General features: G+C 48.8%; 15 protein-coding genes. 7 read left to right on the top strand and 8 right to left on the bottom strand.

Features of this window, described 5'->3' with window-relative positions; translation table 11 throughout:
- Window positions 1-5: 5 nt before the first annotated feature.
- Together HMPREF2596_RS07355 and HMPREF2596_RS07350 are read left to right on the top strand one after the other, a co-directional pair.
- A complete protein-coding gene (locus HMPREF2596_RS07355; RefSeq protein ID WP_070850571.1) occupies window positions 6-215 on the top strand; it encodes a dioxygenase in 210 nt (69 codons plus the stop codon).
- On the top strand, window positions 212-580 hold the full coding sequence (locus HMPREF2596_RS07350; protein ID WP_070850570.1) for a VanZ family protein: 369 nt from the start codon (window positions 212-214) through the stop codon (window positions 578-580). Before HMPREF2596_RS07355 ends, HMPREF2596_RS07350 begins: the two co-directional genes overlap by 4 nt.
- Window positions 581-692: 112 nt before the next feature.
- Here HMPREF2596_RS07350 and HMPREF2596_RS07345 read toward each other — a convergent pair whose 3' ends face one another.
- From HMPREF2596_RS07345 to dapA, 7 genes are all read right to left on the bottom strand, one after another.
- Window positions 693-1,271, bottom strand: coding sequence for an opacity family porin (locus tag HMPREF2596_RS07345; protein WP_070850569.1), 579 nt, complete (start codon window positions 1,269-1,271; stop codon window positions 693-695).
- A gap of 135 nt (window positions 1,272-1,406) precedes the next feature.
- Window positions 1,407-2,582 (bottom strand): radical SAM family heme chaperone HemW, encoded by a 1,176-nt coding sequence (gene hemW / locus HMPREF2596_RS07340; protein ID WP_070850568.1) that lies wholly within the window; start codon window positions 2,580-2,582, stop codon window positions 1,407-1,409.
- Window positions 2,583-2,676: 94 nt separating this feature from the next.
- On the bottom strand, window positions 2,677-3,039 hold the full coding sequence (locus HMPREF2596_RS07335; protein WP_070850567.1) for a thioredoxin family protein: 363 nt from the start codon (window positions 3,037-3,039) through the stop codon (window positions 2,677-2,679).
- Between the two features lie 49 nt (window positions 3,040-3,088).
- Window positions 3,089-3,682, bottom strand: coding sequence for an RdgB/HAM1 family non-canonical purine NTP pyrophosphatase (gene rdgB, locus HMPREF2596_RS07330; RefSeq protein WP_070850566.1), 594 nt, complete (start codon window positions 3,680-3,682; stop codon window positions 3,089-3,091).
- 9 nt (window positions 3,683-3,691) lie between these two features.
- On the bottom strand, window positions 3,692-3,922 hold the full coding sequence (locus HMPREF2596_RS07325) for an NGO_0222 family membrane protein (protein WP_070850565.1): 231 nt from the start codon (window positions 3,920-3,922) through the stop codon (window positions 3,692-3,694).
- A 121-nt stretch (window positions 3,923-4,043) separates the two neighbouring features.
- On the bottom strand, window positions 4,044-5,174 hold the full coding sequence (bamC, locus tag HMPREF2596_RS07320) for an outer membrane protein assembly factor BamC (protein ID WP_070850564.1): 1,131 nt from the start codon (window positions 5,172-5,174) through the stop codon (window positions 4,044-4,046).
- Window positions 5,175-5,255: 81 nt separating this feature from the next.
- Window positions 5,256-6,131 carry a 4-hydroxy-tetrahydrodipicolinate synthase gene (dapA, locus tag HMPREF2596_RS07315; RefSeq protein ID WP_070585470.1) on the bottom strand — a complete coding sequence of 292 codons (876 nt, stop codon included), beginning with the start codon at window positions 6,129-6,131 and terminating at the stop codon, window positions 5,256-5,258.
- Window positions 6,132-6,466: 335 nt separating this feature from the next.
- Between dapA and HMPREF2596_RS07310 the strand changes: the two genes are divergently transcribed.
- From HMPREF2596_RS07310 to HMPREF2596_RS07290, 5 genes are all read left to right on the top strand, one after another.
- The gene (locus tag HMPREF2596_RS07310) at window positions 6,467-7,858 is read left to right on the top strand and encodes a nucleobase:cation symporter-2 family protein (protein ID WP_070850563.1); all 1,392 of its coding nucleotides are present in this window, start codon (window positions 6,467-6,469) and stop codon (window positions 7,856-7,858) included.
- A 116-nt stretch (window positions 7,859-7,974) separates the two neighbouring features.
- A complete protein-coding gene (locus HMPREF2596_RS07305) occupies window positions 7,975-9,117 on the top strand; it encodes a THUMP domain-containing class I SAM-dependent RNA methyltransferase (protein WP_070850562.1) in 1,143 nt (380 codons plus the stop codon).
- Window positions 9,118-9,405: 288 nt separating this feature from the next.
- Complete coding sequence (gene nrdG, locus HMPREF2596_RS07300; RefSeq protein WP_070850561.1) at window positions 9,406-9,915, top strand: anaerobic ribonucleoside-triphosphate reductase activating protein; 510 nt, start codon at window positions 9,406-9,408, stop codon at window positions 9,913-9,915.
- Between the two features lie 54 nt (window positions 9,916-9,969).
- Complete coding sequence (gene nrdD, locus HMPREF2596_RS07295; protein ID WP_083325005.1) at window positions 9,970-11,814, top strand: anaerobic ribonucleoside-triphosphate reductase; 1,845 nt, start codon at window positions 9,970-9,972, stop codon at window positions 11,812-11,814.
- A 185-nt stretch (window positions 11,815-11,999) separates the two neighbouring features.
- On the top strand, window positions 12,000-12,386 hold the full coding sequence (locus tag HMPREF2596_RS07290) for a DUF5339 family protein (RefSeq protein WP_004519763.1): 387 nt from the start codon (window positions 12,000-12,002) through the stop codon (window positions 12,384-12,386).
- A gap of 294 nt (window positions 12,387-12,680) precedes the next feature.
- On the opposite strand, the gene HMPREF2596_RS07285 is transcribed toward HMPREF2596_RS07290, so the two are convergent.
- Window positions 12,681-13,211, bottom strand: coding sequence for an REP-associated tyrosine transposase (locus HMPREF2596_RS07285; protein ID WP_070850559.1), 531 nt, complete (start codon window positions 13,209-13,211; stop codon window positions 12,681-12,683).
- Window positions 13,212-13,378 lie beyond the last annotated feature (167 nt).

Here is a 13,378-nt window from a genome sequence, read left to right as displayed (position 1 = left end):
TAAATATGAACGAACTGACCAGCCTGATGCAGACCGAAGCCCCCGGCGTTGTTGGCGAAACATTAGACTTTTGCCTTTACGAATGCAGTATTGAAGATGCCCCGGATGCAGAAGAAGTGGCACAATGGCGTGATATTTTGAAGGCGCGGGGTGGGAAATTCGTCCGCTTGGCAGGTATTTGCCAAACATGGCTGGATGAAGAGGCTGACAAATGAAAGCCGTACCATTAAACAAATTTACTGTCGCTGCCTTGATCTGGTTTGCCGCTGCCATTTATGCCTTACTTTTCAAAGAGGGCGGCAATAGCGCTCCACCATTTCCCCATTTTGATAAAGTCGGCCATTTCGGGCTGTTTTTCGGTCAGGCATGGTTGTGTGCAAAAATATTTATTCAAGACAATAGGAATATTCCCTATAAAGGCATTCTGTTTTCCGCTTTATTATTTGCAGTAGGAAGCGAGCTGGCTCAGGCATTTCTGACTACTACGCGCCAAGGTTCGATCGCGGACGGTATTGCCGATATGGCAGGTACGGCTGCGGCGCTGTGGTTTGCAGCAAAAGTAAAAGCAGCAAAAAGTTAGATATATTTAAAGAAGTTAAAAGGCCGTCTGAAATCCTGAGAAACAGGTTTCAGACGGCCTTTTGTTACTTGATGTATGAAGCAATGATTGCTTCATGTTAAGTATTCAAATATTAGAATTTTACGCGTACACCGGCAGATACTTCGTGAGAGTGTACTTTGGTCTCTTCAAATTTGCCCCAGTAGTTGTAGCGGTAGCCAGCGTCCAAAGCAATATTAGGAGTTACTTCGTAGCTTACACCAGCCAATACCCCAATACCAGCTTGAGTTTTGCGATAGCTTTCTTCGGAATAATAGTTACTGCCGGTTTCACTCTCATCTGAAGATACACGGTTAATTCCTAAGCGTGCTCCGACATAGGGTTTGACAGGTGAGTTGATGTCAAAATCGTAAATTGCCGACACACCAACACTTTGGAATTTAACTTTCTCTTTGTTAGTGGTAGTTGGAGTTTCAGAATCTGATTTAAAAGATTTATAGTGGGTATAATCAGCAGCAACACGGAAATCGCCGAAATCGTAACCGGCAGAGATACGTGGGCTAAAGCCTTTAACCGATTCACTTACATCATCATATTTTCCTTTTACAGTAGCATAACCAGCATCTGCTTGAACATAAAAACCTTTGGTTGCATCAGCCAATGCAAATGTAGGCAGGGAAAGAGCAATCAGTGTTACCAGAACTTTTTTCATGATTTTGTCCTTAATGTAGGATTAGAAGTAGTGGATAATCGCCGGGGTTGGTCGTTCCCAACAATTGTTCTGATTGTATTTTCTTGTCGTAAATTAAGCAAATCTAAAAATGTTTTAACTGTTGTAAAACCGCACTTATAAAAAACACTGTAATAAGTCGTTTAAGAACAAACGGCCTTGTTCGGTCGGGCGGAACACGGTCGGGTCTGATTCAAGCAGGCCTTTTTGTCTGGCGGTTTCGATTTGAGCCATAATTTTTACAGTGGGGACACCGGTACGTTCTTGCAGCGTTGCAGCAGGTACGCCGTCGGTCAGGCGCAGGGCGTTCATCATGAACTCGAATGGAAGGTCTTCGGCAGCAACGGTTTTGCGTTCAACTGCTTCATGCGGATTGCTCTGCATGGTGGCAAGATAGTCGTTGGGATGACGGCGGCGGACGGTGCGCTCGATGCGGTCGGGATAGGAAATTTTTCCATGTGCGCCCGCGCCGATGCCCAAATAATCGCCGAACTGCCAGTAGTTCAAATTGTGGCGGCACTGCATGGCTGGTTTTGCAAAAGCCGATGTTTCGTAGTGGATAAAACCCGCGCCTTCCAGCGCTCCGTGTACGGCATCTTCAATATCCAATGCTGCTTCATCTTGCGGCAAACCTTTTGGTGGCGTATGACCGAAAGGCGTGTTCGGCTCCATGGTCAGATGATATGCGCTGATATGCGATACGCCTGTTGCAATAGCGGTTTGCACATCGTTTGAGGCCGTCTGAACCGTTTGGTTTGGCAGGGCATACATCAAATCGATATTGACTTTTTCAAATAATTTCAAGGCAGTATCAATGGCTGTCAGGGCTTCTTTACCGTTGTGAACGCGTCCCAATCGAGCAAGCATATCATCGTTAAAACTTTGCACGCCGATAGACAGACGCGTAATGCCTGCGTCTTTAAATCCTTGAAACTTCTCAATTTCAAATGTGCCCGGATTGGCTTCTAAAGTAATTTCCGCTTCGGGTTGCAAACGCAACAGCGAGCGCACGCCGCTTAACAAACGGTCAATCGATTTCGCTTGAAACAGGCTGGGCGTACCTCCGCCGAAGAATATGGTTTCCACCGGTCTGCCCCAAATATTCGGCAACTCAAGCTGCAAGTCGGTTAATAGGGCATCGATATAGGCTTCTTCCGGCAGGCCGTTTTTCAGGCTGTGTGAATTAAAGTCGCAATACGGGCATTTTTTGATGCACCACGGAATGTGGATATAGAGTGATAAAGGAGGTAGGGCGGTTAGCTGGCCGGGGCGTTGGAAGGTGATTTGGGTCATGATGTGTTGAGGCTCGAGGCCGTCTGAAATTTTTAGGCCGTTATTTTAACTGAAATGTCGGCCGGGAAAGTAATCAGTAGGAAATTTGCGCAGTCTAAGCGCTCAAAAAAGCTTCAATTTCTTCTTCTGATAATTTGGAATTACAGACAAATTTTATTTTGCCTTGTGAGATGTTGAGTAATGCGGGAACAGTTTTGATGCCGTGTTGTTCACGAAAATCTTTCAAAGCCGCTTTGTTGCTGCTGTCTGTAAAGCGGATGGTAAACTGCTTGTTTAAGGAAACGGTAGACAGTTTTGCAACAAAACGGCGACAGTATGAACAGCTTGGTTTGCCTAAAAAGACGATAGCAGTTTCTTGACTGTCAATGAGTTGAAGAAGTTCGTCAGGTGTGGTTGGAATGAAGGCAGCGACGTGTTTTGCAAAGGCTGCCAATTCTTCAGGAGAGGGTTTGGGCATGGGAATGAATGTAAGGTAGGTCGTCTGAAGGTTTCAGACGGCCTTTGGTTTATAAGGATTCAATTTTTCTTAACAATTCACGCAATGCTTGGGCGCGGTGGCTTTCGGCATTTTTGATTTCAGGGGCAAGCTCGGCGGCGGTGCAACCGTGTTCGGCCAGATAGAAATGAGGGTCGTAGCCGAAGCCGTTTGTGCCGGCTGCTTCGGCCTGCCATTGGCCGCGCCAGATGCCTTCGGCGATGATGGGTTGCGGGTCGTTTTCGTGGCGGACGAGGACGAGCACGCAGACGTAGTAGCAGCTTTTGTCGTCTTTATCGGCAAGATCGGCAGACAGTTTGGCGTTGTTTGCGGCATCGGATTTGGGGTTTTCGCCTGCATAACGTGCGGAGAAAATGCCGGGTGCGCCGTTTAAGGCGTTGGTGCAGATGCCGGAATCATCGGCAAGTGCCGGTAAGCCGCTGTATTTGGCGGCATGGCGTGCTTTGGCCAGGGCATTTTCAACAAAGGTATGGTACGGCTCGGGACATTCGGGCGTATTGAACTGCGATTGCGGCAGGATTTCGATGTTTAAGTCGGTAAAGAGGCGGGAAAATTCTTTGAGTTTGCCTGCGTTGCCACTGGCAAGGACGATTTTTTCAAACATGGTTTTTCCTTAATGGGTTTCGGTTTGCTGCATACGGGCCATTTGCGCGCGTACTTTGTAGCGGATGTAAAGGGCAAGGCTGCCGATTTGGGCAAAAACGGCGGCAAAGGCAAACAGAAAGGCGGCAACGGCGAATTGTTTGCTGTGAATGTTCAGAAGATAAGCGCCCAACAGAATCAGGACGATAAACATCAGGGTAAACAGAGCGGTCAGAAGCAGATAGGCTTTTTGTCGGGTCATGGCAGCTTGGATAAGGGGAAAAATGTTTTGATTATAACGTCAGATTGGGAATTTGAAACCATGTCGGATTCGTTAAAAAGGCCGTCTGAATATTTCAGACGGCCTTGAGTTGAATAACGGATTAACGCAATTCTGTGTGCAGGCGGCTCAGCAATGTGGATGCATCGCTGCCTTTGTATGGGCTGCCGTCTTTGTTCAACAGATGGAGGCGTGCGCCATTGTTGATTGGCTCAACATAAACGATGATTTCAGGATAAGTTTTTGGTGCTTCTGCTTTGCCTTTGCCAAATACGCGTTTGAACAGGCCGGGTTTTTTATTGGCAACTGCTTCGCCTTCGGTTGGGGCTTGTTGAACCAAGAAGGCGTGGCGTTCGGCATTTTGACCGATAACAGTCAGGCCGATGCGGTCGAGCGCAAGGGCGGTACGGCGCCAGTTGCGGCCGTAATCGCCTGCCAGCAGCAGGGTGCCGTTGTCCACACGGGCCAACTCGGAGGCATTGCTGCGGGCGGCAACGCTTTGGGTCAGAGCCTGTTCGGCTTGTTGGCCGTCAACGCCCAAGTATTGCATAAAGCGGGCGAGGAATGCGGCTTCGAGGTTAGGGTCGCTCTCGCTTGGCTGCCACATGGTAGTGTCTTTTTTACGGTCGGCATAAACTTCTTTCATGCCTTTGTGGGCGAAGAAGATGTCGGTCGAACCGTTTTTGCCTTGTTCGATGCGGATGATGAACTTGTCGCGTTCGCTGGTGGAGTAGATGCCGCCCAAGCCGACTTTGTCCAACAGGCGGCGCAGGCTGTCTTGAGGGATTTTGGCTCGGTTTTCCGCCCACTCGGTTTCCATTTGGCCGATGGCCGGTTCTTCGGATTTGATGTCGAAACCGTTTTCTTGCCAGAATACTTTCAGCAACGGCCAAATTTCGCGAGGCGATTTGCCATCGACAACCAACCAGCGTTGGTTGCCGTCACGCTCAAGGCGTACGCCTTTAACGGATTTCAAGACTTCTGCATTGGCAGGTTGTTGTACGGCTTGGGTGCGGCGTTTGTTGAAGTCGCTGGCGCGGACGGCGCCGCTGCCTGCCGGTAATTGATAGAGGTTGCCTTGGTCCGGGTTGTTCAAATCAGGTGGTACTTCCAGTTTGACCAGGCGGTGTGATTGACTTTGATAGTCGAGTTTGGGTTGTTCTTTTTTGCTGCCGGAACAGGCAGTCATGCTAATCAGGGCGAGGGCTACTACGATGGGTTTGATATAGGTCATCTTGTTTTCCTGTGGATGAAGTTCTTAACAGGGAGGCCGTCTGAAAAGGGTGTTTGGGATTCAGACGGCCTTATTTCCGGATCAGATTTGTCCTGATTTTTCCAGAGCGGCTCGGACTTTGGCTTGACCGGCTTCGGTCAGTGCTACCAAAGGCAGACGAACATGGGGTTCGCATTTGCCCAATAAGCTCAGGCCCCATTTGGGCGCGGCCGGGCTGGGCTCGCAGAACATGGTGTTATAAATTGGGATAAGTTGCTCGTTTAGACGACGGGCGGTCGCAATATCGCCCTCAAGGGCGGCTCGGCACATGTCGGCGAAGAGTTTCGGTGCAACGTTGGCTGCGACGGTTACCACGCCATGACCGCCACACAGCATGAAAGGCAGGCCGGTAGGATCATCGCCGGAGAACACGGCAAAACCTTCAGGAACGCTGTTGATCAATTCGATGTTGCTGCCGATTTTGCCGCTGGCTTCTTTGACACCCACGATATTGGGAATTTCAGCCAAGCGCAAAATAGTGTCGTTGCTCATGCTGACGACGGTGCGGCCGGGAACATTATAAATAATCATCGGAATCGAAGTGGCTTCGGCGATGGCTTTGAAATGTTGGTAAATGCCTTCTTGCGAAGGTTTGTTGTAATAGGGAACAACAGATAAGGTGTAGTCCGCACCGGCTTGCTCAGCGGCTTGGGAAAGGGCGATGGCTTCGACAGTATTGTTGGCGCCTGTGCCGGCGATAACGGGGATGCGCTTGTTGACGTGTTTGACGGTGGCTTCAATAACGGCCAAATGTTCTTCGACAGGCAGGGTGGCTGACTCGCCGGTGGTGCCGACTGCGACGATGCCGTCGGTGCCGTTTTCAATGTGCCAGTCGATTAAGTCGCGAAGTTGTTCGTAGTTGATGCTGCCGTCTTGATTCATCGGGGTAATCAGGGCAACCAGACTGCCTTTTAACATACGGAAACCTTTAATTTTATAATGTGGGTGGATTATTCATCGGATTGTAGCTTACTTTGTTGTTTGTGTGAAACATATCCGCTATTAGGCCGGGCCGTTTAATCGTGATTTGTCATTATCTTAATGAATAATACATTTTTAAATCATTAGTTTGTTTGTTTTAAGATGGAAAAATACTGTCAAGGATTAAAATGTGTTAAGGCTGTTTGAGGCCGTCTGAAAATGATTGGGCAAAACTTTCATACGGCCTGATGATTTTGAATTTGCTGATACATTTTAAATTAGTTAAAATGCGCATCTTAATATTTTTTAACGATTCTTAAGAAAGGGTCATTATGGCCGAAATGACAGATAAACAGGCCGGTTCGCCTGATTTGGTTTACGGTTTGGAAGACAAGCCGCCGTTTGGGAATGCGTTGTTGAGTGCGGTTACGCACCTTTTGGCTATTTTTGTCCCGATGATTACGCCGGCGCTGATTGTCGGCGGGGCGTTGGAGCTGCCGGTTGAAATGACGGCTTATTTGGTGTCGATGGCGATGGTGGCTTCCGGGGTTGGTACTTATTTGCAGGTCAACCGTTTCGGGCCGGTCGGTTCGGGCATGTTGTCGATTCAGTCGGTCAATTTCTCTTTTGTAACCGTGATGATTGCGCTCGGTACCGGCATGAAAGAGGGCGGTTTGACTGAAGATGTAATGATTTCAACGCTTTTGGGCGTGTCCTTTGTCGGCGCGTTTTTGGTGTGCTTCTCCGCCTGGCTTTTGCCTTATCTGAAAAAAGTGATTACGCCGACTGTAAGCGGCGTGGTCGTGATGTTGATCGGCTTGAGCTTGGTGCATGTCGGCATTACCGATTTCGGCGGCGGCTTCGGTGCGAAAGCAGACGGTACGTTCGGCTCGATGGAAAACTTGGGTCTGGCATCGCTGGTGTTGCTGATTGTTTTGGTTTTCAACTGCTTGAAAAATCCTTTGCTGCGCATGAGCGGCATCGCGGTGGGTTTGATCGTCGGTTATATCGTTGCGCTGTTTTTGGGCAAAGTGGATTTTTCCGCCCTGCAAAACCTGCCGCTGATTACCCTGCCGGTTCCGTTTAAATATGGTTTTGCATTCGATTGGCACGCATTTATTGTCGCCGGTGCGATTTTCCTGTTGAGCGTATTTGAAGCAGTGGGCGATTTGACGGCGACTGCGATGGTCTCCGAGCAGCCGATCGAGGGTGAGGAATATACCAAACGCTTGCGCGGCGGTGTATTGGCAGATGGTCTGGTTTCTGTAATTGCGACTGCGTTGGGCTCTTTGCCTTTGACTACTTTTGCGCAAAATAACGGCGTGATTCAAATGACCGGCGTGGCTTCGCGTCATGTGGGCAAATATATTGCGGCGATTTTGGTATTGTTGGGCTTGTTCCCTGTTATCGGCCGTGCGTTTACCACGATTCCGAGTCCGGTTTTGGGTGGCGCGATGGTGTTGATGTTTGGCCTGATTGCGATTGCCGGTGTGCGGATTTTGGTCAGCCACGGTATTCGCCGCCGTGAAGCGGTTATCGCGGCGACTTCTGTCGGTTTGGGTTTGGGCGTGGCGTTTGAGCCGGAAGTGTTTAAAAACCTGCCGGTATTGTTCCAAAACTCAATTTCCGCAGGTGGTATTATGGCGGTATTGTTGAACTTGGTTTTGCCGGAGGATAAAACCGATAAAGCGGTTAAGGTTGAAACCGACAGTTTGGATCACTAAGCGAGCTTTATTCAAAGGCCGTCTGAAGTTTCAGACGGCCTTTGGTTTTTCGGCTATAATATTGTTTTTATTTGTTATCCGAGTGGTTCGGATAGCCCTACCCGGAAAGGTTTTATATGACGGTTTATTCACTTTTTATCACTTGTCCTCGCGGTTTGGAAGCGCCTTTGACGCAGGAACTCGACAGCATGGCATGTCAGGATATCCGCGCTGTTGACGGCGGTGTGGCATGTAAAGGCACGATGGAGCAGGTGTACCGCATCAACCTGCATTCGCGCGTTGCCAGCCGCGTTTTGTTGCGCTTGACCAAAGGCGGTTATCGAAACGAACACGATATCTACAAATTGGCACGAAATCTGCATTGGACAGGCTGGTTTAAGCTGGAGCAGACCTTTAAAGTCAAAGTCGAAGGCAAGCGCGCCAATGTGAAAAGCTTGGATTTTGTCGGTTTGAAAATCAAAGATGCCGTCTGCGATGCCTTCCGCGATATTTATGATGCGCGTCCGAGCGTGGGTAAAATCAACCCCGATATCCGCATTCATGCCTTTATCGATGAGCGCAATGTGGAAATCTTTATCGATACTTCCGGCGAAGCACTCTTTAAACGCGGCTATCGTCAGGATACCGGCGAAGCGCCATTGAGAGAGAACTTGGCGGCAGGTTTGCTGCTTTTGGCAGGTTACGACGGTACGCAGCCTTTCCAAGACCCGTTTTGCGGCAGCGGCACGATTGCCATTGAGGCTGCATGGATTGCGACACACCGTGCGCCGGGCTTGATGCGCCGTTTCGGTTTTGAAAAACTGCAAAACTTCGACAAAGAAAAATGGCAAGCGTTGCGCCGTGAGGCTGAAAAACAAATCAAACCGGCCGCCGCGCCCATTTCCGGCAGCGACAACGATCGTTATATGATCCGCGCCGCATTGGCTAATGCCCAAGCCGCCGAAGTGGATAATTTCATCCGCTTTGACGTGCAAGATGCGCAAACCGCGCGCCCAAACGGCGAACATGGCATTATGATTTCCAATCCGCCTTATGGCGTGCGCCTTGCGGAGATTCAAGCTTTGCAGGCTTTATATCCGCAACTCGGTACATGGTTGAAACAATATTACGCCGGCTGGCTGGTAGGAATGTTTACCGGTGATCGCGATATGCCGAAATTTATGCGCCTTTCTCCGAAGCGGAAAATTCCTTTGTTTAACGGTAATTTGGATTGCCGATTGTTTTTGATGGATATGGTGAAAGGTTCGAATCGAGGGTAAAACCTGAAATTAAGGCCGTCTGAAAGATGATTTCAGACGGCCTTTTTTGATTTGTTAAAACCGTCTTTGTTATAACGGAGTTTGCTTTTCTTTTTTTTATATTAATGCACTGAAATTGTTTTCAGACGGCCTTTATCAAGGGAGCCGTGTAGATGTAATTATTGAAATTTACAATCTATCAAATTATAAAAATCTATTACAAAATAAAGATGGATTGTTAAATAAAATACCATATCTAGTATTATTGTGTTTTAATTTACACCATATCTTGTGTTTTATGGCATTGCAATGAGCGGTTTGAAATTCACAATCGAGCAAATTGTATGGCAGGAAGTGCCGGGCGAAGTGTCGCTGGCGTTTCTGTTTTCCGGTTGTCCGCTGCGTTGCAAAGGTTGCCATAGTGCCGATACATGGAAAGAGGGCATCGGCACGGAATTGACCGAGGATTACTTAAAAGGCCGTCTGAAACGCTATCGCGGATTGATTACGTGCGTGTTGTTTATGGGCGGAGAATGGCAGCCGGAAACCTTGCAGAAAATGCTGGCCATCGTGACGCAGGCGGGTTTGAAAGCCTGTTTGTACACCGGCCTGGGGCGTGATGAGCTGGAGGCGGTTTCAGACGGCATCCTGCCTTATCTGACGTATCTGAAAACTGGCCGCTGGCAGATGGAGTTGGGCGGTTTGGAAAGTCCGGCCACCAATCAGAAGTTTATCAATTTGCACACGGGCGAAGTGTTGAACCGCTTGTTTATCAAAGACAAACCTGCGCCTAAAGTTTTTCCAGTGGCTTCAATTTAGCCCGGTGCTGTATTGCACTGATTTAAATTGAATTTATTGTATTCGCTGACAGCGATGTTTCAGACGGCCCAACCGTCATTGTTTAATAAATCAACCAAACCATACAGGAGAATTAACATGATTCGGCTGCATCCCGAACAGTTAAACGGAAAACTACAATTCATGCGTGACTACATCAGCGCGCAAAACGCGGCGGACGGATCGAAAATGGACGCCAACGCCAATGTTACCCAGAAAAACATCGCCACGATGGAAGCGGAAATCATGAAAGACTTTTTCGTGCAGATTAACCGCGCCCAAGTATCGCGCAAAATTGCCGAAATTTTCGACCAATCCGTTGCCGACGAATACATCCGCCAGATTGAGGCGCACGAGATTTATGTGCACGACGAAACCAGCCTCAAGCCTTATTGTGTGTCGGTTACGCTGTATCCCTTCCTGCTCGACGGCTTAAGCAAACTCGGCGGCGAATCCAAAGCGCCGCAACATCTGGCTTCGTTTTGCGGTTCGTTTATCAACCTAGTGTTTGCCATCAGCGCACAGTTTGCCGGCGCGGTGGCAACGGTGGAATTTCTGACTTATTTCGACTACTTCGCCCGCAAAGACTACGGCGACGATTATTTGGAAACCCACGGCAAAGAAATCGCCAACCATATGCAGCAGGTGGTGTACAGCATCAACCAGCCCGCTGCCGCGCGCGGCTATCAGAGCGTATTTTGGAATATTTCCGTTTACGATCAATACTATTTCGATGCGATGTTCGGCGATTTCGTCTTTCCCGATTTCAGCAAACCGGTGTGGACGAGCGTGGCAAAACTGCAAAACTTCTTCCTCAAATGGTTTAATCAAGAGCGCACTAAAGCCGTTTTGACTTTCCCTGTCGTGACCGCTGCGATGCTGACCGACGGAGGCAAATGCAAAGACACCGTGTTCGCCGACGAAATGGCGAAAGAGTTGGCGGAGGGCAATTCCTTCTTCGTCTATCTTTCCGACAACCCCGACTCCTTGGCTTCCTGCTGCCGCCTGCGCAACGCCATCGAAGACCGCACCTTCAGCTACACCCTCGGCGCAGGTGGCGTGGCGACCGGTTCCATCAACGTCATCACCATCAATATGAACCGGCTGGAGCAAGACGGACGCGACCTTACCGCCGAAGTGGCGAAAATCCACAAATACCAATATGCCTACCGCAAACTGATGGAAGAATACCAAGCCGCCGGAATGCTGCCCGTTTACGATGCAGGCTTCATCACGCTGGACAAACAGTTCCTCACCATCGGCATCAACGGCATGGCGGAAGCCGCCGAATCGCAAGGTATCAAAGTCGGCTACAACGACGACTACATCAACTTCGTCCAAGGCCGTCTGAAAACCATATTCGAAGCCAACCAAGCCGCCAGCAAACACTACGGTGTGAAGTTCAACACCGAGTTCGTTCCCGCCGAAAACCTCGGTGTGAAAAACGCCAAATGGGACAAAGCCGACGGCTACAAAGTCAGCCGCGAATGCTACAACTCCTATTTCTACGTCGTCGAAGACGAAGAAATCAACGCGCTCGACAAATTCCTGCTGCACGGCAAAGAACTGGTGGACTGGCTCGACGGCGGCTCCGCGCTGCACCTGAACCTTGACGAAGCACTGCCCGAATCTGGCTACCGCTCGCTCTTGGACATCGCTGCACAAACCGGCTGCAACTACTTCTGCGTGAACGTGCGCATCACCATCTGCAACGAATGCGGCCACATCGACAAACGCACCCTGCACGCCTGTTCCGCCTGCGGTTCGCACGACATCGACTACGGCACCCGTGTCATCGGCTACCTGAAACGCGTATCCGCCTTCTCCAGCGGACGGCGCAAAGAACACGCGCTCAGACATTATCACCGTAAAGCGGCGTAATCGCTGAAAAAGATTGCTTCAAACCTAAGGCCGTCTGAAACTTTAGACGGCCTTGATTATTTTGAGATAGGCAGGCTCTTTCAATGATATAGTTTTGATTAAATTAAACAAAAACTCTTGACACTTTCATATAATGAATTAACATATAACATCCTTTAACCTAAATTTAAAAAAGTGAGAGACACATGAAAACATCAGCTTTATTGGCGGCTTTGTTGGCAGCCCTGTCCCTGTCAGCATGCGGCGGTTCAGGCTCATCTTCTTCTGCCGTTTGTGACGAGTACGAAAAAGCATTTGCCGAAGCAACTAAAGACGTAGATGCCGCAACCAAAGACATGATGCAAAAATCTTTCGAACAAACCAAAGAAGCGTTGAAAAACCTGCCTGCAGACCAACGCGATGCAACTTGTAAAACTTCTTTGGACGCTTTGAAAGGTGTACCTGCTGCCGAAACTCCTGAAGAGAAAGCCGAAGAAGCCAAAGATGCTGCTGAAGAGGCTAAAGAAGACGCAAAAGACGCAGCGGAAGATGCTAAAGAAGCTGCTGAAGACGCTAAAGAAGAAGCTAAATAATTCGGATAGCTTTAGAGAAAAACGGATTCCAATGATTTGGAATCCGTTTTTTGTTTTGTGAATCAGAGTGTTTGGGATAAGGCATTTTTCAATTTTCAGACAGCCATTTTTTTATACCGTCTGAAAGCGTTAGTTTCAACTAAGTTTAATTTACAACAGAAAGCCATTAATCAAACTAACCGCGTGCGTGCGTACCGCACACACCCTACGCGTTGGTTTTGAAGTTCCGCGTAATTCACAGGTAGGGTGTGTGGCGTAGCCACGCATGCGGTCAGTAGTTTTTTATTATGGTATTCACTCCCCAAAACTCATTACCGCCGTTTCTTTTTTTCCACCCCAATTTAACGGCAGCCATCCGTCCCGCACATAACGGTGAAACGACGAAAACGGCCAATCGCGGACATTGTTGCATAATCCATGTTTGACGGGATTGAAATGGATATAGTCTGTGCAACGCTGCAAATCAATTTCGTCGCGCACGGTGTGTTCGTAAAAACGCCGTTGCCAAATACCGCGTTCGTGCCGCCGCTGTTTGCTGGCGGACAGGTTTTCAGCATGAGGGAAATATGCGGAGAATTTGGTTTTAATCAGCCGCCAGCGTAGGGAATAATCCGCATCGTCGGGCGGCAGCGTCCAAATGGCGTGAATGTGGTTCGGCAGCACGCATACGGCGACGGTTTCAAAGGGATATTGTTTTTGCACATCCATATAAGCCGCACGCAATAAGCCGATATGTTCGACAAGCAGGCGTGATTTCGAGTCGGCGAGTTTGATGGTGAAAAAGAATGTGCCGCCGGCAATGAAGTTTCTGCGATAACGCGCCATAGGATTTTTGTTTGTGGTTTGGGTGTTGGAGAAGGAATGGTTTGTTGTTTAAGGTTTTAACTTTGTTGAAGCTGATGTTTTCAGACGACATTGGAGGCCGTCTGAAATGTTGAAACAACAAAACCGTCAATCAAATAACCGCGTGCGTGCGTACCGCACACACCCTA

The sequence above is a fragment of the Neisseria sp. HMSC078C12 genome (genome assembly GCF_001838065.1).
Lineage (GTDB): Bacteria > Pseudomonadota > Gammaproteobacteria > Burkholderiales > Neisseriaceae > Neisseria.
The sequence above is the reverse complement of the archived record's forward strand: the minus strand, read 5'-3'. Positions and strand labels throughout refer to the sequence as shown.